Here is an 18,409-nt window from a genome sequence, read left to right as displayed (position 1 = left end):
AATTTTTTTAGAATGTTACGTCAAGGCCAAGCGTAAATGTACGTGCAGTAGGATATTTATCCCTGCCATCGTTACCCGGTGCCAGGCCTCCCCTATCTACTTCCGGGTCTATACCTTTATATTTTGTAATAAGGAAGGTATTTTGCGTAGCGCCATATATCCTTGCAGAGCTTATGTATTTGCCCACCTTATTAAAGGTATACCCCAAGGTAATGTTGTCTATCTTCCAGAAATCACCATCTTCTATATAGTAGCTGTTATACTGAAGCGGAGCAGTCAGCAATGCTTTGCCGTATACAAGATCCTGAGACGACTTCATACGGTTATAGTTTGTAATGGTAGGGTTTTCCAGGTACATCCTGTCAAAGTTGAGTATCTGGTAGCCAAAAGCCCCCCTCATGGTTATGCCCAGGTCAAGGTTTTTATACCTGAAATTGTTGTTCCAGCCGCCATACCATTTCGGTAAGCCGTTGCCCAGTACCTGTTTTTCTTCCGTAGCACCACTGAACTCGCTGTAAGGTACCCTTTGTCCATCCGGAGTTTCATAAATCCACTTACCATCTTCGCCAATATCAACTACCTTATAACCATAGAAGTTACCTATCTGGTCGCCTACTTTTACAATATGTGTATCGGTTTGTATCGGCTCACCCGTAGCACCGGTGTAGAAATAATCCTGAGTCAGGGTATACACATCGTTCGTAAGGCTTTTTAGCTTATTCTTGTTTTTAGAATAGGTAAAGGTTGTTGTCCATTCAAAGTCTGCAGTCCTTACCGGGGTAATGTTCAGCAATACCTCTATACCCTTGTTTTCAAGCTCACCTACGTTAGCACGCGTCCTGTCATACAAATTTGGTGGAACCGGTACAGTATAGTTATACAAAAGGTCTTTAATATTACGCTTGTAGTAATCTACCGAACCCGAAATCCTGTTATCGAAGAAGCCATAATCAATACCTATGTTTATTTCGTGTTTTTCTTCCCATTTAAGGTGGGGGTTAGGGTTTTGTGCAGGTATTAATGTCCTTATCCAGTTGCCATCATAATAATAAGATGCTCCAAAACCTGTAAGCGCCACGGCTCCAAAACCATCAGTATTAGGTGTACCGGTAACACCATACCCTGCCCTTACCTTTAGTTCGCTTACTTCTTTAATATCTTTCATGAAACTTTCCTGAGATATCCTCCAACCGGCAGAAATTGAAGGGAATGAACCCCACGGCTTGTTTGTTTTGTATAGCTGGCTTGCTGCCTCGCGCCTTAAACTGGCCTGTAGCAGGTACCTGTCTTTATAAGCATAATTAACCCTGCCGAAGAAACTTATAAGGTTAGTTGCCCACGTATTGCCTCCCATAGTAGCCCACCTGCTACCCTGCTGTAAACCAAGCCCAAGCCCTATCTGGTGGTAACTAAACTGGTCTGTCTGGAAGTTATTATTAGTCATGTAGTAATCACGGCCATAAGTATCCTGGTAGCTGTAACCACCAAGTACAGTAAAATCGTGCTCACCTATCTTCTTGCTGTACTGCGCAGTAAGTTCAGCCAGCCTGTCCTGTGTTTCACGTGTGCCGTTAGATGCATAACCGTTTACACTGTTCCTTATGTTCGATATATTATTCTTTGTTTCATAGTATCCCCTTGTTTCGTTATACCTTGAGTACGATACCAAAGCAGAAAGCTTAAGCCCATCTATAGGAAGGAAATCTACCTTACCGTTTAACCTGCTGAAGTTGTTCCTGTTTTCACCATCAGATTCTTTTAGCCTGCCCACCGGGTTATCATAGTTAAAATTACCTGCATCGGCAGTTGTATCATAAGCCCCATCGGCATAGCGTATAGGAGCAGTAGGGTTGCGTATAAGCGCCTGGCGGTATACATAACCGTTAAACCCATATCCGTCGCCAGTAGTAGTATAGTTTCCACTCCTGTTAAGGAAACCGAAGTTAAACTTCAGTTTATCATCCAGCATAGAGTGGTTTATATCTACCCTACCTGTGTAAATGTTGTTGTCTGACTTAAGGAATATACCCTCCAGTTTCCTTACGTTAATGCTAGCCAGGTAGTTGGTTTTCTCATTACCTCCCCTAAAGCTAAGGTTATGCGTGTGGCTTATAGGAGTCTGGGTTATGGCATCGAGCCAGTCTGTATTAGCTTCTAAATCATCGCCCGGTGCACGTGTGCCTGCTGCTATCTGGTTGCGGTAGTCCTGAGCCGTAAGCATATCGTAGCTCCTTGTTATCTGCTGGGTACTTAGCATAGTGCTGTAGGTAACCCTGTTTTGGCCGCCTGCCGCCCTTTTGGTTGTAATGAGTATTACACCGTTAGTACCCCTGGTACCGTACATAGCCGCAGCCGAACCGTCTTTAAGCACGCTTATCGACTCTATATCCTGCGGAGCTACTGTATTAAAGTCGCCCGGAACACCGTCTACAAGCACAAGCGGATTAGCATTACCCCCTATAAGCGTACTGCTACCCCTAAGTAGTACCTGGGTATTGCCTGTAGGGTCGCCACTGTTTAACGAAATGGTTAAACCGGCAACTTTGCCCTGTATTAGCTGGCCCACATCCTGTACGCTACCTTTGTTAAAGTCTTTAGCCTGTACCGATGCTACCGAACTGGTTACCTGCTCTTTCTTCTGTGTACCGTAGCCTATAACCACCACATTGCTAAGCTCTGTGGCTGTACTGGCAAGTGTAACATTAATAATTGTTTGGCCGCCTACTGCAATTTCCTGCGAGGTGAAACCTATGTAAGAAAAAACAAGTATATCGTTTGCGCCTGCCTCTATAGAGAATTTTCCGTCCATATCGGTAGATACGCTTTTAGATGTTCCCTTTACCAATACGGTAGCCATGGGCAACCCCATATTGTCTTCAGATGAAGTTACAGTACCTGTAACAATGGCCTGGGCATAAGCCTTCCCTGAAAAAAAGGTTAATGAGAATAAAAGCATAAAAAGCGGCACTAAGTAGTTTCCCCTTTTTGGCTTTTTAACATTGAGGTAAGTGTTAATCATATAAAACGAGTTATTGGTTACGAAAACGTTTGAATTTAGACTCCCACTACACATCTGCTCTTTTACAGAGAAATTAATCAGTATATAAAAACGGATGGGAATGTTTATCTTAGCAACAGCCTTTAAACAACAGCAGCCTTAGCCGGGATTGTTATTAAAAAATTGTTAAGGCGAAATTCAAGAGAATAACGAAAACGTTTTCAACAAAAAGTCCCAAAACTTCTACAAAAAGTTCCACCGAAAAAACCTCCCAAAAAAAAGAGTACCTTCGGCAGTAGTTTTAAAGGGAAAAAGCATCTATTAATGATGATACGGAAATTTATTTTATGTTTAATTATATTATTGGCAACAGTCGCAGCAGCCTACTCCCAGGCTTATACCTTCAGGCACTATGAGGTAGAATCGGGCCTGTCTAACAATGCCGTTATATGCAGCGTGCAGGACAAAGCCGGGTTTATGTGGTTCGGTACCCGCGACGGCCTGAACCGTTTCGACGGTTATGCATTTAAGGTATACCGTTTTCCGCAAAACAATTATGTGCATGCTTTACATGTAAGTGCAGACGGCAACCTGTATGCCGGTACCGAAAAGGACATCTATAAATACGACGCAAAATCAGACTCTTTTTCCCTGCTTATTTCCTCAAAAAGTTTCCCTACCGATGACATCATTTCCGACGGGAAAGGAAACATATGGTACAATGCAGGCAGTGTATTGTCGTGCTATTCTGAAAAAACAAAGCAATCAAAAAGTTACCCTCCCGAAAACTATTTCTGGGCAACCGGCATTTGCTTTGACAAGCATGGTGTACTCTGGGTATCTACACCCGATGGTTTTTTAAAGAGGTACAATAAAGACAGTGATTCCTTTGAAACCTATGATATGTTCAGCCATCCCGATACCGGAAAATGGCGTTTTATAAGCGGCATACAATGTACCGAAGACGATAAGATATTAATATCAACCAGTAAGGCCGGCTTTAAAATTTTTGATTCAAAAGATTTTACCTACCGCGATGTACCGCTTTGCTGCGAAGAGATAGACAACCTGTTCATACACTGCTGCATACAGGTTTCTCCTACAGAAATATGGATAGGTACCGAAACCGGTATCTTCAGCTATAACACCAAAACCGGCGAATCGTTTAAAATCCAGAAAAAGAACGGCGACCCCTATGCCCTTTCAGATAATGTGATTTATACCTTTTATAAAGACCGGGAAGGCGGCATATGGGTTGGCTCCTACTTTGGCGGCATTAACTATTACCCCCGGCAGTATACACCTTTCCATAAATTTTACCAGCATTCTACCGATATGCCCCTTAGCGGCAATATAGTACGGGAAATCACCAAAGATACCTTTGGTAACCTTTGGGTGTGCATTGAAGACGGTGGACTAAACAAGCTGGATACCAAAACCGGGAAAAGCGTGTATTACAAACCCGACGGTACCAAAAAGGGCATATCCTATATAGGTGTCCACAGCCTGCTGGCCAACGGAAATGAACTATGGGTAGGAACTTTTGAACATGGGCTCGATATTTTGGACATAAAAACAGGATTAGTAATCCGGCATTATGATGTAACCTCACCAAACGGTTTCAGGTCGAACTTCCCCTTCTGCTTCCACAAAACAACTGAGGGTGAAATATACCTTGGCTCTTTCCCGGGTATTTACAACTATAATAAAAAGGGCGATTACTTTAGCCCGTTGCAGGGTTTTCCCGCCGACATCAACTGTAAATATATTATTAAAGACCATACCGGCACTATATGGGCAGCGGCATCGGGCAAAGGGGTTTTGTATGCCAATGCCAAAACCGGAAAAACTGGCGCTTATACTCACGAGCCTAAAAATGCAACGAGCCTGAGCAGCGAAATGGTTAATGCCATTTTTGAAGACAGCAGCAAAAACCTGTGGTTTGCCACAGAAAACGGCCTGTGCAGGTTTAACCGCAGTAAGGGTAATTTTACGCGCTATGGCACCCAAAACGGATTTCCCAGCAACTTTATACTTTCGGTACTCGAAGACTGCCTGCACCGGCTGTGGGTAAGCACGACAAAAGGCCTGGTGTGTTTTGACCCCGTAAGAAATAAAGCTTTTGTATACACTACAGGGAACGGCCTGTTGAGCGACCAGTTCAATTTCAGTTCGGCATTTATGGATACCGATAATAAAATGTATTTCGGCAGTGCAAAAGGCCTTATAAGCTTTAACCCGCTGGATTTTATTACCGACAATTATATACCGCCCGTATACATTACCGGCCTGCAGATAGATAATAAGGAAGTGGTAACCGGGGCAAAAAATTCGCCTTTAAAGCAGTCCATATTCAAGACATCTAAAATTACGCTTAAGCACAACCAGTCTACCTTCAGCCTTGATTTTGCGGCATTGGGCTACACTGCCCCCGAAAACCTGAAGTATGCCTATAAATTGGACGGCCTCTCTAACAAATGGACCTACATTACCGGCAGCAGGAAGATAAACTTTACAAAACTGGAACCGGGTGACTATACCTTCAGGGTTAAAGCTGCAAGCAGCGGTGGCGTATGGAGTACCAAAGAAACCAAACTGGTTATAGAAGTACTGCCACCATGGTGGGCCAGCCGGTGGGCATTTGCGGGTTACTTTATACTGGCGATTGTGTTGATATTTACATTATTTCATTATTATCACCAATGGATTGAGGAAAAAAACAGGCGCAAGATAGAGCTACTGGAAATAGCCAACCAAAAGGAACTGATGCAAATAGAAATCAGCAAGGAAAAAGAAGTGCTGGAATCTAAAATAGAGTTCTATACCCAGGTGGCGCATGAAATAAAGACGCCACTTACACTGATTAAAATCCCGTTGGGCAGGGTTATACGCAAGACTGAGGGTATAACAGATATTGCCAACAGCCTTAAAATAATAGGCGGAAACACTGACAGGCTTATAGAACTAAGTAACCAGCTGCTGGATTTCAGGCAGACGGAACTAAAGGCCTACAGCCTTTCGTTTGAAGAAGCCGATATATCTGAACTGCTCGCGGATACGTATGCAAATTTTATAACCCTTGCAGAACAGGCCAATATAAGCCTTATCATTAGCATGCCGCCGGAAAACCTGTTTGCCCGCGTAGATGTAGATGCCCTAAAAAAGATAATCTACAACCTGCTGAGCAATGCCGTAAAATACGCCGCCACTACGGTAAACATAGACCTGCTGCCTTATTATAAGGACAACAGCACTTTTACCATTCGGGTTAAAAACGACGGTTTCCTGATACCGGAACATTTACAGGAAAAAATCTTTGAGCCGTTTTTCAGGATTAAAAACACCGAAACAAAAACAGGGACGGGCATCGGCCTGGCACTGGCACGTTCCATAGCGCTTACCCACAACGGCAGCCTGGCGCTGGAAAGTCCGGAAGACAACAAAAATGTATTTTCACTCACCTTACCTATTTTTAACTTATAACAATGAAACAAACCATCCTTTTAGTTGATGACAATATAGAGCTGCTGGAAGCACTCGGCGATGAATTGGGTGAAATATATACCGTGGTAACCGCCTTAAACGGGCAGCAGGCACTGGATGTTTTGAAGAAAACCGAAATACAGGTGGTGGTTTGTGATGTGATGATGCCGGTTATGGATGGCTTTGAATTTTGTAAAATCGTAAAATCCAACCTGGAATACAGCCACTTCCCGGTAATACTGCTCACCGCAAAAAACACGCTGCAATCGCGTATTACAGGGCTGGAACTGGGTGCCGATGCCTACATAGAAAAGCCCTTCAGCGTGGAACATCTTATTGTGCAGATAGCAAACCTTATTTCTAACCGTAACAAGCTACGCAGTTATTTCGCACAGTCGCCATTGGCTAATATAAAAAGCATAGCCCATACCGAATCGGACGAAATATTCCTGGAAAAGCTGAACGAGGTAATACACAACAATATTGACGACCAGTTCCTGGACATAGACAAGCTGGCCAAACTGATGAATACTAGCCGCACCAGCCTGTTCCGTAAAATCAATGCCATATCAGACCTTACACCGAACGAACTTATAACCATAACCCGCCTTAAAAAAGCGGCGCAACTGTTAGTGGAGACCAATTATAAGATATTCGAAATTGCATACATGCTGGGCTTTAATTCGCAAACCAGTTTTGGACGCAGCTTCGTGAAACAGTTTGGCATGGCTCCTACCGAATACCAGAAACTAAAGCAAAAAGACAACAAATAGACTTTAAAAATAAATCCGGCACTCAGCCGGATTTTGTTTTTGCGATAATCATAAAAAAACCGGTCCCCTGCCAGAGACCGGTATCATTAGCAAATAAGTAACCCAAACTTATTGTAACTAACCTAACAAACTATCATTAATGCTATTATTTAGCAGAAAACTTGTAAATGGTGGTAGAGGTATATTTCTCTCCCGGGTTTAGCACTGTAGTAGGGAATTTCGGCTGGTTAGGCGAATCCGGGTAGTGCTGTGTTTCAAGGCAAAGGCCGCTGCGTTTTTCGTAATTACCACCGGCTTTACTTGGTTTGGTACCGTCTATGAAGTTACCGCTGTAAAACTGTACCGCAGGCTCATCAGTAAGTACCTCCATATAACGGCCTGATGCCTTGTGGTACAGGCTGGCTACTTCCTTAACCTTTTTGCTGCTGTCGGTAAATACCCAGCAGTGGTCAAATCCGCCGCCTTTTTTCAGCTGGTCGTCTGTAGCATTTATGTCTTTACCTATTTCTTTAGCTGTTGTAAAGTCAAATGGTGTACCGGCTACTGCCTTTAGCTCACCTGTAGGGATAAGCGTAGCATCTACCGGAAGGAATTTATCTGCCTTAATTTCAAGCTCATGATCCAGGATGGTCTTGTACTTACCGCTCAGGTTAAAGTAGCTGTGCTGTGTAAGGTTAACCACGGTTTTCTTATCGGTTTCAGCCTCGTATTTAATTTCAAGGGCGTTGTCGTTAGTAAGCACATACGTAACGGTTACTTTCAGGTTGCCAGGGTAACCTTCCTCACCGTCTTTAGCAGTGTAAGAAAGCTTTAGTGACGGAGCATCGCCCTCAATCGGCTCAGCAGTCCATACCCTTTTGTCAAAGCCTTTACCGCCATGCAGCGAGTTTGGCCCATCGTTTACGGTAAGTTGGTATTCCTTACCGTCAAGGCTGAATTTACCCTTTGCAATACGGTTACCGTAACGGCCTATGACAGCACCGAAAAAGTACGGGTTAGACGTAAGGTAAAGCTCCGGTGAAGTATAACCAAGCACCACATCTTCAAACTTACCATCCTTATCAGGGGCAGTAAGCGAAAGGATGTCGCCACCCATGGTGATAACTTCCATTTTCATGCCATTGGCATTGGTAAGGGTATACTTTTCAATTTTTACACCTTCGGCAGTTGTGGCGTAATCAGACTTTTCAATCCCGGCTTTAGTGGCCGGCGCTGTTTGTTCGGTCATTGGTTCTTCTTTTTTTTCTTCCTTGCAGCTAAACAGCAATGAGGTGGCCATTAGCGTGCACAAGGCTATTTTCACGTTTTTCATGATAAAGTTTTGGTTTGTGTTATAGCATTATTTACCGGTACTGCAGTTATAGCGGGTTGCAGCACCGGTAATTAACTGTAACTACTGCCCGTAATAGGCATCTTTGCCATGCTTACGGTCGTAGTGTTTTTGTATCAGCGAATCCTTAAGGCGTGGCGCCGCAGGATTTATCTGCAATGTAAGGTAGGCCATTTCGGCTACAGCCTCAAGCACCTTGCTGTTGTATACCGCCTTGGCAGCATTCTTACCCCAGGTAAATGGCCCGTGGTTGCCCAGCAGTACCATTTCTACCTCTTCGTAAGAAATGCCTTTTTCCTTAAAGCAGTCCAAAATCTGGATACCCGTGTTGTGCTCGTAGTTCCCCTGGATCAGGTGATCTGCCATAGGCGCAGCACAAGGTATATCAGCCGTAAGGTGGTCGGCATGTGTAGTACCAAACACAGGGATGTCGCGCTGCGCCTGTGCCCATGCTACCGAATATGTAGCGTGGGTATGGGCAATACCGCCTATTTTTTCCCAGTGCTTGTACAGGTAAGCATGCGTTTTGGTATCAGATGACGGCCTCATGCTGCCTTCAATAATGTTGTTGTCAAAATCAACAATAACAATATCTTCCGGCTTCAGTATTTCGTAAGGCACACCGCTTGGCTTTATGGCAAATACGCCACGCTCACGGTCTACAGCACTTACATTACCAAAGGTATAAATAACCAGCTTAAGCGCATCAAGCTGCATATTGGCTTCATAACATTCCTGTTTCAGCTCTTTATATATGGACATGCTCTTTGTTTTTTATTACGTTTTCTACAAAGCTACCCAATTCTGCATACTGATGCATCAGTAACTCGTATTTTTCTACAAGGTCGGCCTGAGGGAAATACTCCGCCTCAAAATCAGACCCCATTTTTTTGCTTGCTTCAATCACATCGCCATACACACCACCGGCTACGGCAGCATAGATAGCAGCGCCAAGTGCAGGTGCCTGGTCGCTTTCGGCAACTTTAATAGGCATGTTAAGCACGTTGGCAAGCGTTTGCATGATGAATGGCGACTTACGTGCCACACCACCGATTCCGATTACCGAAGTAATTTTAACGCCTTCTGATTCAAAACGGTCTACAATCATTTTAGATCCGAAGCAAATCGCGTTTACAAGCGCTTTAAAGATGTGTGGTGCCTTAGTACCAAGCGAAAGTCCGGTCATGGCAGCTTTAAGCTCCTGGTTAGCATCCGGGGTACGGCGGCCGTTAACCCAGTCAAGGGCTACAGGAACCGCTTCGTGCAACGGAATAGCCTCAGCCTGCTTGGTTAGCGTACGTATAAAATTGGCATCCACTTCCTCAGCAAGTTTTGCTTTTTGCTCGTCGGTAAGGATATCTGAAGTAAGTACAAGGTTATCAATTGGCCAAGAAAGCACATTTTTAAACCATGCAAGCACGTCGCCAAAGGCGCTCTGCCCTGCTTCAAGGCCGATAAGCCCCGGTATAACCGAACCATCTACCTGGCCACAGATACCTTTTACAGTATTGGTTCCGATAACTTCTGAAGGCGAAATCATGATGTCGCAGGTAGAAGTACCCATTATGCGCACCAGTACGTTTTCGTCTACTTTAGCACCTACCGCACCCGAGTGCGCGTCAAACGTACCTACGGCGATAACCGTTTTTGTAGTAAGGCCAAGCTTTTCAGCCCACTCTGCATTAAGGTTACCGGCTACAAGGTCGCTGGTATAGGTTTCATCATATAGGTTACCCCTTAGCGTAGCAAGGTACGGGTGCAGCTGCGAAAGGAATTCTTCCGGTGGCAGCCCGTTCCAGCTTTCGTGCCACATGGCTTTGTGCCCTGCGGCGCAACGGCTGCGCTTAAAGGTTTTAAGGTCTTTTTGGTCGGCAAGCAGGTACGTCATAATGTCGCAGTGCTCCATCCAAGTAAAGGCAGCGTTTTTCACAGCCTCGTCCTCGCGAACAATGTGAAGTATTTTTGCCCAGAACCACTCAGATGAGTAGATACCGCCTTCGTATTTGGTAAAGTCCTCACCACCCCATGAAGCCGCAAGCGCGTTGATTTCGCCTGCTTCCTTAATAGCCGTATGGTCTTTCCAAAGCACCATCATGGCGTTAAGGTTTTCTTCAAAGTCCGGAACCAGTGCCAGCGGTGTACCATCCTGCGTTACAGGTACCGGAGACGAACCTGTAGTATCTATACAAATACCTACAACACTCTCAGGGTTTACCTCGCTGGTAGCCACTACAGATTTTATGGTTTTTTCAAGGCCTTCAATATGGTCTAACGGGTGCTGGCGGAACCTGTTTGAAGGTGCATCGCAGTACATCCCCTTTTTCCAACGGGCATACCAGTGCACTTCAGAGGCGAGCTCTGCCCCATTATCTGTATCTATAAGTACCGCCCTTACAGAGTCGGTACCGTAATCTAATCCTATTACATACTTTTTCATGTATCCAAATAATTGTGTGTTCTATTTTTTTACAAATATAGTATTCTATCTTTATAAATGTAATTTTTACACTTATATTTTTTAGGAAATTTTAACGCGTAGCAATACGAACGAATACGCAGGGATTTCGGCCTCTATCTTGCTTTTTCCGGTCTTGAATTTGCTTTCTTTCGGCGTAACGGTTTCCTTGGTAAAATCGTTCTCAGCTTTCAGGCTGTCGTTTTTCAGCACCGTCATGGTACCTTCGGCAACCAGCTTCTTCCCTTTTACATCTATCTTGGCTGTTTGCGCTTTGTCAGATGTATTTACAAGCTTCACTATCACCTCATTGCTGGCTTTGTCAACTACCGCACTGGCAAACATACCGTTTTGGCCTGTAATGTTTTTACCGTCGGCAGTAAGCGAAAGCAGGTTAGTACCGGCGTTGTTTCCGTATAGTTTCTGTACGTAATAGTTTGGCGTAGCATAGCTTTGCAGGTTATTGAACCAAATAAGGTCCGGTGTCCACTGCCAGCCGTCAGCATGTGCAAAAAGCGGCGCGTAGCTGCTCATATACACCACATCGGCATTACGCTCCAGGCCGGTCATAAATGCCGCTTCAGAAAGCGCAGCTTCCCAGTTGTTACGGTTTTCAGAGCTGGCTATGTCTTTGGTTTGTACTGCATATTCACCTGCAAATACCTTAGGGCCTTTGCGGTCGTACTTATCATAACGGTTTACGTTTGTTTTAAACCACTCCGGTGTGTTGTAGTAGTGCTCATCTACAAAATCAGCATTCAGTTCCTTAAGCTGTTGCCAGCCGTAGTCGAAGTATTCACCCGACGGGAACGGCCCACTGCCCGATATTATCTTTATGTTAGGGTATTTGGCACGGATAGCCTTTTCAAACACTTTGTAGCGCGCTATATAATCAGGCCCCCACTGCTCGTTACCCACACCTATCATTTTTAGGTTAAATGGTTTCGGGTGGCCCATATCGCTGCGCAGCTTACCCCATCTGGTAGATACTGCACCATTGGCAAACTCAATAAGGTCCAGCGCATCCTGCACGTACGGGTCAAGCTCGGCAAGTGGCACAAGCTCTCCTGTATTAAACTGGCAGGCAATACCGCAGCTCAAAATAGGAAGTGGCTCTGCCCCTATATCCTCAGCCAACTGGAAGTATTCAAAGAACCCAAGCCCAAACGTTTGGAAATAATCCGGTGTAGGCTTGTGGGCAAACTCTACATTCCAGCGGTTTATAAGTGTTTCGCGGTCGTCAGGGTTACCCACGGTTTTTTTCCACTGGTAGCGTTGCTCCAGCGTACGGCCTTCTACAATACAGCCGCCCGGAAAACGCAGGAAGCCCGGGTTAAGGTCGTACAGTTTTTGTACCAAATCCTTACGAAGCCCGTTTGGCCTGTTTTTCCATGTATCCTGCGGGAATACCGAAACAAGGTCGATATTTATGGTACCGGTACCGGTAAAGCTTACTTTCAGCTTGCCTTTGGCCGCTGTTTTGGTAGCTTTTATCTGTGCTGTATATTTTTTCCAGTCTTTACCGGCAGGGCTTACAGAGGCTTCGCCTATCACGTTGCCCTGTTCATCTACAAACTGGAAGTTGATTTTACTGATGTTACCGTCCTGGTTCGCAGCCAGGATAGAAACGTTGTACGCATCGCCTTCCTTAATTCCCATACCACGGAAACCTTCATTGATAAGGCTGTAGCCTTTATCATTCTTCACCTCTATACGGGCAAAGTTTTTATTGCCTGAAGTTTTAGATTCAATGATATTGGCATAACCCGATTTATCGTTAAGCGAATGCCTGTCGCTGTTCGGCTGTGCCCACCCCATAAGCGGTGTATCAAACTCGAACGAACGGTTTTTTACCATTTCGGCATAAAGCCCGCCATCTGCACCAAAATTGATGTCTTCAAAGAAGATACCGTACATGGTAGGCTGTATTTTTACGCCTGTTTCTTTAGTATCCAGCACATACTTGTTTTGCTGTGCCGAAGCAAGGAAGCTACCCAGGGCAATTGCCGAAAAAGCAGCACTCTTTAAAAGTTGATTTTTCATTATATATTAGTTTGTTCTCTCGGTTAAAAATGAGGTGTACTACTCATGTACACCCTACTGTTTATAATAAGGACAGGCAGCCGCAAGCTACGAAATACCTTTACCAGGCTTATGGGCAGGGCCTGTTCAGGAAATCATATTTCTTATCAGCTGCCGTGTACTGTTTTATTTATGTTACTGCATTGGCGCTACTACAGGCCAACCGTCTTTCCATTGCATTTCTTTAATGATAAGCTTGGGTGCACCTTTTTTGGCATTGTCATACCCGTGGAATACAAGGTAATCCTTACCATCAAAAGTATAAGCACTGTTGTGCCCTACCCCGGCCCAGTTTTTATTCCCTTCTATTACCAGCGTGCCGCCTCCCTGAAAAAGTTCCTTCCCGGTAGCATCTACATACGGGCCGGTAACGGTTTTGCTGCGGCCTACCACTACCTTATAAGTACTGTTTTCGCCACGGCAGCAGTAATCCCAGGACAGGAACAGGTAATACCAGCCGTCTTTTTTAAATATAAACGGAGCCTCAAGTGCAGCATCGCCCGGGTCTTTATCCTGCAGGCTGAAGGTGCGTTCGCGGCGCGCCACGGTATACCACTCTTCCGGCTGTTTTGCTATCGAAAGCAAATCAGGGGTAAGCTTTACCAGTTTCAGCCCATTCCAGAAAGAACCGAAGGTAAGCCAGGGTGTGTTATTCTCGTCAAATACAAGATTAGGGTCTATGGCATTCCACAGGTCGCGGTTAGGAACCGATTGTATTACAATACCGTGGTCTACCCATTTAAAATCTTTGTCCTTAGGGTTAAGCGTTTTGTTTGTAGCTACCCCTATTGCCGATGTATTTTTGGCAAAAGACGAAACGGAGTAGTACAGATAGTACTGCCCGTTGTGGTAGCTTACATCTGGAGCCCAGATGTGGCCCTTAAAATCAGGCGCTACAGCAGTAGCCCATTTTGGCTGCTCCGCAAAAACAGGTTTTTCCTTAGTCCAGTTTTTCATATCCGGTGAAGAAAATACCGATATGCCATGCCCGGTGCAAAACAGGTAGTACATACTGCCCTGCTTTATCATTACCGGGTCGTGCACTATAGTTTCGCCCGTGGGCAGCGCTTCCTGCGAAAAAGCACTGCCACAAACGAGAAACAAAACTAAACTAACCCAAATATAAATGAAATGATTTCTCATACTTATCAGTTTTGGATGCCTTCAGAGGTCATAACTACACGTTTCATGGTACCGTCAGGGTTATAATACAACCTGTCTATACACACCGAACGGCGGAAACTTCCCCCATGCGGTTGTATGGCACCATTGTGGTATATAAAGTACCATTGCCCCTTAAACTCTATAATACTCTGGTGGTTGGTATTGGAATTGCCCGCCAGTTCGTTCAGTATGCCTTTGTATTCCCAGGGCCCCTCAATGCTTTTGCTCATGGCATAGGCAATCTTCTCAGGGAACTCGTATGCATACGAAAGGTAGTACCATCCTTTATTTTTATGTATCCATGGTGCTTCGGTAAAATGCGGCAGGTCTACCACCTTAATTTCACCTTCAGTTTCCACCATGTTTTTTTTCAGCTTAATGTAGTGGCACACGGTGTTGCCCCAATACAGGTACGCCTGCCCTTTCTCATCTATAAATACGGTGGGGTCTATGTCATCCCAGGTAATGCCCGTTTGGGTGGTCATATCATTGGTAATGATTGCATTGCCTACAGCATCCTTAAACGGGCCCAGTGGCGAATCGCTTACCGCCACGCCTATGGCTTTACCCTTTATAGTTTTATGCTCGGCGCAAATGTACCAGTAAAACTTACCGTTGCGCTCTATAACCTGAGATGCCCAGGCATCGCCGCTGGCCCAGCTGAATTCGCTAACCTTAAGTGGCACTTTGTGCTCTTTCCAGTGTACCATATCGGCAGACGAATATACCAGCCACTCGTTCATCTTATAAAAGTTGAAATCGTTAGGAGCTTCGTCATGCCCTGCGTACAGGTACACCGAGTCTTTATATACAAGGGCTGCGGGGTCGCCCATGTACTTGTCTTTTATTATGGGGTTGTTATACACAGGCTCTTTAGCCGCTGCCTTCTTCTGGGCAGTACTGGCCAGTGTGCTGAGCGTTGCCATAACAACCAAAGCAACTTTCTTCATAATTGTGTGTTGAAATATTAGTATAACCTTTTACCCCAAATGCCTTTACCTTCGGCTGTATAGCCCGAAATGGCAAGGGTAACTTTACGCGGGCTGCTTTCCCAGTCCCATGAATCGAATACCTTACACTTCATACCGTTTATAAGTACTTCTTTATTAGCAGTGTCATAACTCCATGTACCGGTAATGCCACCACCCACGGTACCATTGGCATTAAGGCTTACGGATACCGATGTCTGCATTACGCGATACTGGTAACCCGCGATGATAATCTCGTAAGTACCGGCTATTTTTTCTGCTGTAATTTCAGTTTGAGGTACACCGGCATAACGCTCCGGCGATACCACCGGCCATCCGTCTGATGTCCACTGTAGTTCGCGTACCTGGCCCATCATCACGGCATTAGATACGTTTATACCCGGTACATTTTCAGGCAGCCTGCCCTGTGAGGAAAAGTACCACTTGTTATTATTATCCGGATCCTGGAAAATCGCACAGTGCGAAATACCTACCCAGCCAGTATGGTTGTTAAACTTGTACGGGTGCGTAACCAAAGGCCAGCACTCTGCTCCCTGCGATACGTTTCCGCCATCCATACCGTAGTATGGCCCAAGGATATTGGTAGACCTTGCTACGCGGGTGTTGTATGCCACAGCAAGTTCGTCATTTGCCATAAACAGGTAGTAATACCCTGTTTGCGAATTATAGATAATTTCAGCACCCTCAAGCGCCTGCCAGCGGTTTGTGTTTATGTTACCACGGCCTGCTATACGCGTACCGTAATCGTCAATAGTATTCAGCTGGAACGGCTTACCTGTTTCAGGGTCAAGCTGAACGGCAGCGATACCCGTCATCCACGAACCGTATATAAGCCAATGCTCACCCTCAGGGGTAATAATAAAACTCGGGTCTATACCATTAAATTTATAGTATGAATTCCAGTCATTTCCATTACTGCGTATGTAGTCTACCACACCATCTGGCTCACTGCAAATTACCATACCCTTGTCTACCCATTGGTTAGAAGCCAGGTCAGTCGTTTCCATAAAGCCGATGTATGGCCTTTCACCCCAAGACAGGTTCGGGTCAGTACCGGTAATAAGCGCATCTACAACAATACTGTAGTACATACGGTACTTGTCACCCACTTTGCGCACGCATGGCGCCCAGTAACCATAGCTCGGGTTTTCTATAGCCGGAAGCCCCATAGCTGCACGCTTAGCATTCATGGTTTCCTTTACCCATGCCGGTGGGTTATCCATAGTAGAGCCTATGTATTCCCAGTTAACAAGGTCTTTAGACCTGCGCCCGTGGAAATGCCCGTGCCCGAAGGTAGCATTACCATACGAAGCATCGGTTTGGTACATATAAAAGTACTCGCCCTGTTTTATTACCGTAGGGTCATGCACGTTAGCCAGGTTCCACTGACTGCGGTTTTCCCAACCGCTTATAGGCGTATAATTATCTGCATAAGTAGGCCCCGGAAAGGTTTCACCTACCGGCGGTGTATCGTCGTCATTACCGCCACCGCCGCCATTGCTGTCAGAACTTGTACATCCTGCAAGTATGGAGCAGGCAAGCACTGCCGATAAAAAGAAGCTACTGCTGCTTTTTACGGCCATCTGCCATTTTATATTTTTCATAGTAATTTAAAAATTTAGTCCAACATTATTTTCCTTCAAGAACCACTACAGAGAATGGTGGCAGTGTTACGCTAAGTACTCCTTTTTTAAATTTAAAGTCTTTAAAGTCTTTAGGAGTTATCGCCGTTGGGTTTTCAAATGTGTTACAATCCTGAAGCTTGCCAGAAGTAATGATTTTAGCAGTAAAATCCTTAAGGTTTAGGCCTTCAAGTGTTACTTCGGTAGTTATTTTTTGTTTCGAATCGATGTTTACCAATGAAATATGGGTTTTTCCGTCTTTCTGCGAAGCCGAAACAGAAACCGCCGGAAGCGTTTCATTACCAAACTTATATTCAGGTGTTTCTAATTTTACCGGAAGTAGTTTAGCATCCTGGTGTACCTTGTACATCTTCATTACGTGGTATGTAGGTGTAAGCAGCATTTTATCGCCTTTGGTTAGTATCACCGCCTGTAGCACGTTTACCGTTTGGGCAAGGTTAGCCATACGTACACGGTCGCTGTGGTTGTTAAATATGTTTAGCGTAGTACCCGCTATCATAGCATCGCGCATGGTGTTTTGCTGATACAGGAAGCCCGGGTTTGTACCCTCTTCCACATCATACCATCCGCCCCACTCGTCTACTACAAGCGCCACTTTTTTCTTAGGGTCATATTTATCCATTATTTCGGTATGCTTTGTAACCAGTTCCTCCATTTTCAGGGCGGTTTTCATGGTTTCAAAGTATTGGCTTTCATCAAATTTTGTAGATGAGCCTTTTTTCTCCCAGGTTACAAAAGAGTACGAGTGCAGCGCCACACCATCAAGCAGGCTTTTTGGTATTTCGCGCATCAGTACTTCCGTCCAGTGGTAGTCGGCCACGTTAGCACCCGATGCTATACGGAAAAGTTCCCCTGTGTTAGACCAGTCTGTCATAAAAGTAGCATACTGCCTGTAAAGATTGGCATAATGCTCGGCAGTCATGTTACCGCCACAACCCCAGGCCTCGTTACCTACACCCCAAAACTTAACACCCCAAGGTGTTTCGCGGTTGTTCTTTTTACGGAGGTCGCTCATCGGGCTTTTACCGCCGTGGTTTACATACTGTATCCATTCGGTAAATTCCTGCACGGTACCACTACCTACGTTAGCAGCAAGGTATGGCTCAGTGTCCAGCACTTCGCACAGGTCCAGGAAATCATGCGTACCAAAGCTGTTGTCTTCGGTAACGCCGCCCCACCATTGGTTAACTATAGTTGGCCTCTGGTTCTTTGGCCCGATACCGTCTTTCCAGTGATAGGTATCGGCAAAACAACCGCCCGGCCAGCGCAGGTTAGGTATACCAAGGTCTTTAAGTGCTGCAATAATATCATTGCGCACACCCTTAGTGTTAGGGATAGCGCTGTTTTCACCCACGTAAAAACCGTCGTAAATACAACGACCAAGGTGTTCTGAAAAATGCCCGTAAATGTGTTTGCTAATAGTTGGTGCATCGGCTTTTGCTGTTACCGTAACGGTAGATTTTTGCTGTGCAAGCAATGCGCCCGGCAGCAT

At 45.1% G+C, this 18,409-nt stretch carries 11 protein-coding genes; 2 read left to right on the top strand and 9 right to left on the bottom strand.

All coding sequences use genetic code 11. From position 1 onward, the window contains the following. Nucleotides 1-7 precede the first annotated feature (7 nt). A complete protein-coding gene (locus tag ACZIX4_RS01655) occupies nt 8-3,019 on the bottom strand; it encodes a SusC/RagA family TonB-linked outer membrane protein (protein ID WP_463333876.1) in 3,012 nt (1,003 codons plus the stop codon). 342 nt (nt 3,020-3,361) lie between these two features. Between ACZIX4_RS01655 and ACZIX4_RS01650 the strand changes: the two genes are divergently transcribed. Then, nucleotides 3,362-6,481 (top strand): ligand-binding sensor domain-containing protein, encoded by a 3,120-nt coding sequence (locus ACZIX4_RS01650; protein ID WP_463333875.1) that lies wholly within the window; start codon nt 3,362-3,364, stop codon nt 6,479-6,481. 2 nt (nt 6,482-6,483) lie between these two features. Continuing rightward, on the top strand, nt 6,484-7,254 hold the full coding sequence (locus tag ACZIX4_RS01645) for a response regulator transcription factor (RefSeq protein ID WP_463333874.1): 771 nt from the start codon (nt 6,484-6,486) through the stop codon (nt 7,252-7,254). A 145-nt stretch (nt 7,255-7,399) separates the two neighbouring features. On the opposite strand, the gene ACZIX4_RS01640 is transcribed toward ACZIX4_RS01645, so the two are convergent. The 8 genes from ACZIX4_RS01640 to ACZIX4_RS01605 all read right to left on the bottom strand — a co-directional run bounded on the left by ACZIX4_RS01640 (nt 7,400) and on the right by ACZIX4_RS01605 (nt 18,409). After that, the gene (locus ACZIX4_RS01640) at nt 7,400-8,566 is read right to left on the bottom strand and encodes an aldose epimerase family protein (RefSeq protein WP_463333873.1); all 1,167 of its coding nucleotides are present in this window, start codon (nt 8,564-8,566) and stop codon (nt 7,400-7,402) included. Nucleotides 8,567-8,647: 81 nt separating this feature from the next. Further along, on the bottom strand, nt 8,648-9,346 hold the full coding sequence (locus ACZIX4_RS01635) for an L-ribulose-5-phosphate 4-epimerase (protein ID WP_463333872.1): 699 nt from the start codon (nt 9,344-9,346) through the stop codon (nt 8,648-8,650). Continuing rightward, nucleotides 9,333-11,021 (bottom strand): ribulokinase, encoded by a 1,689-nt coding sequence (locus tag ACZIX4_RS01630; protein ID WP_463333871.1) that lies wholly within the window; start codon nt 11,019-11,021, stop codon nt 9,333-9,335. Before ACZIX4_RS01630 ends, ACZIX4_RS01635 begins: the two co-directional genes overlap by 14 nt. An 81-nt stretch (nt 11,022-11,102) precedes the next feature. Continuing rightward, complete coding sequence (locus ACZIX4_RS01625; RefSeq protein WP_463333870.1) at nt 11,103-13,082, bottom strand: alpha-L-arabinofuranosidase C-terminal domain-containing protein; 1,980 nt, start codon at nt 13,080-13,082, stop codon at nt 11,103-11,105. 174 nt (nt 13,083-13,256) lie between these two features. Continuing rightward, nucleotides 13,257-14,264 (bottom strand): family 43 glycosylhydrolase, encoded by a 1,008-nt coding sequence (locus ACZIX4_RS01620; RefSeq protein WP_463333869.1) that lies wholly within the window; start codon nt 14,262-14,264, stop codon nt 13,257-13,259. A 5-nt stretch (nt 14,265-14,269) separates the two neighbouring features. Then, nucleotides 14,270-15,211: a glycoside hydrolase family 43 protein gene (locus tag ACZIX4_RS01615; RefSeq protein ID WP_463334577.1), complete on the bottom strand. Its 942-nt coding sequence runs from the start codon at nt 15,209-15,211 to the stop codon at nt 14,270-14,272. A 41-nt stretch (nt 15,212-15,252) separates the two neighbouring features. Further along, nucleotides 15,253-16,878, bottom strand: a complete 1,626-nt coding sequence (locus ACZIX4_RS01610; protein ID WP_463333868.1) for an arabinan endo-1,5-alpha-L-arabinosidase — start codon at nt 16,876-16,878, stop codon at nt 15,253-15,255. A gap of 25 nt (nt 16,879-16,903) precedes the next feature. After that, nucleotides 16,904-18,409 carry an alpha-N-arabinofuranosidase gene (locus ACZIX4_RS01605; protein ID WP_463334576.1) on the bottom strand — a complete coding sequence of 502 codons (1,506 nt, stop codon included), beginning with the start codon at nt 18,407-18,409 and terminating at the stop codon, nt 16,904-16,906.

It is taken from the genome of Flavobacterium niveum (assembly GCF_055231775.1).
The sequence above is the reverse complement of the archived record's forward strand: the minus strand, read 5'-3'. Positions and strand labels throughout refer to the sequence as shown.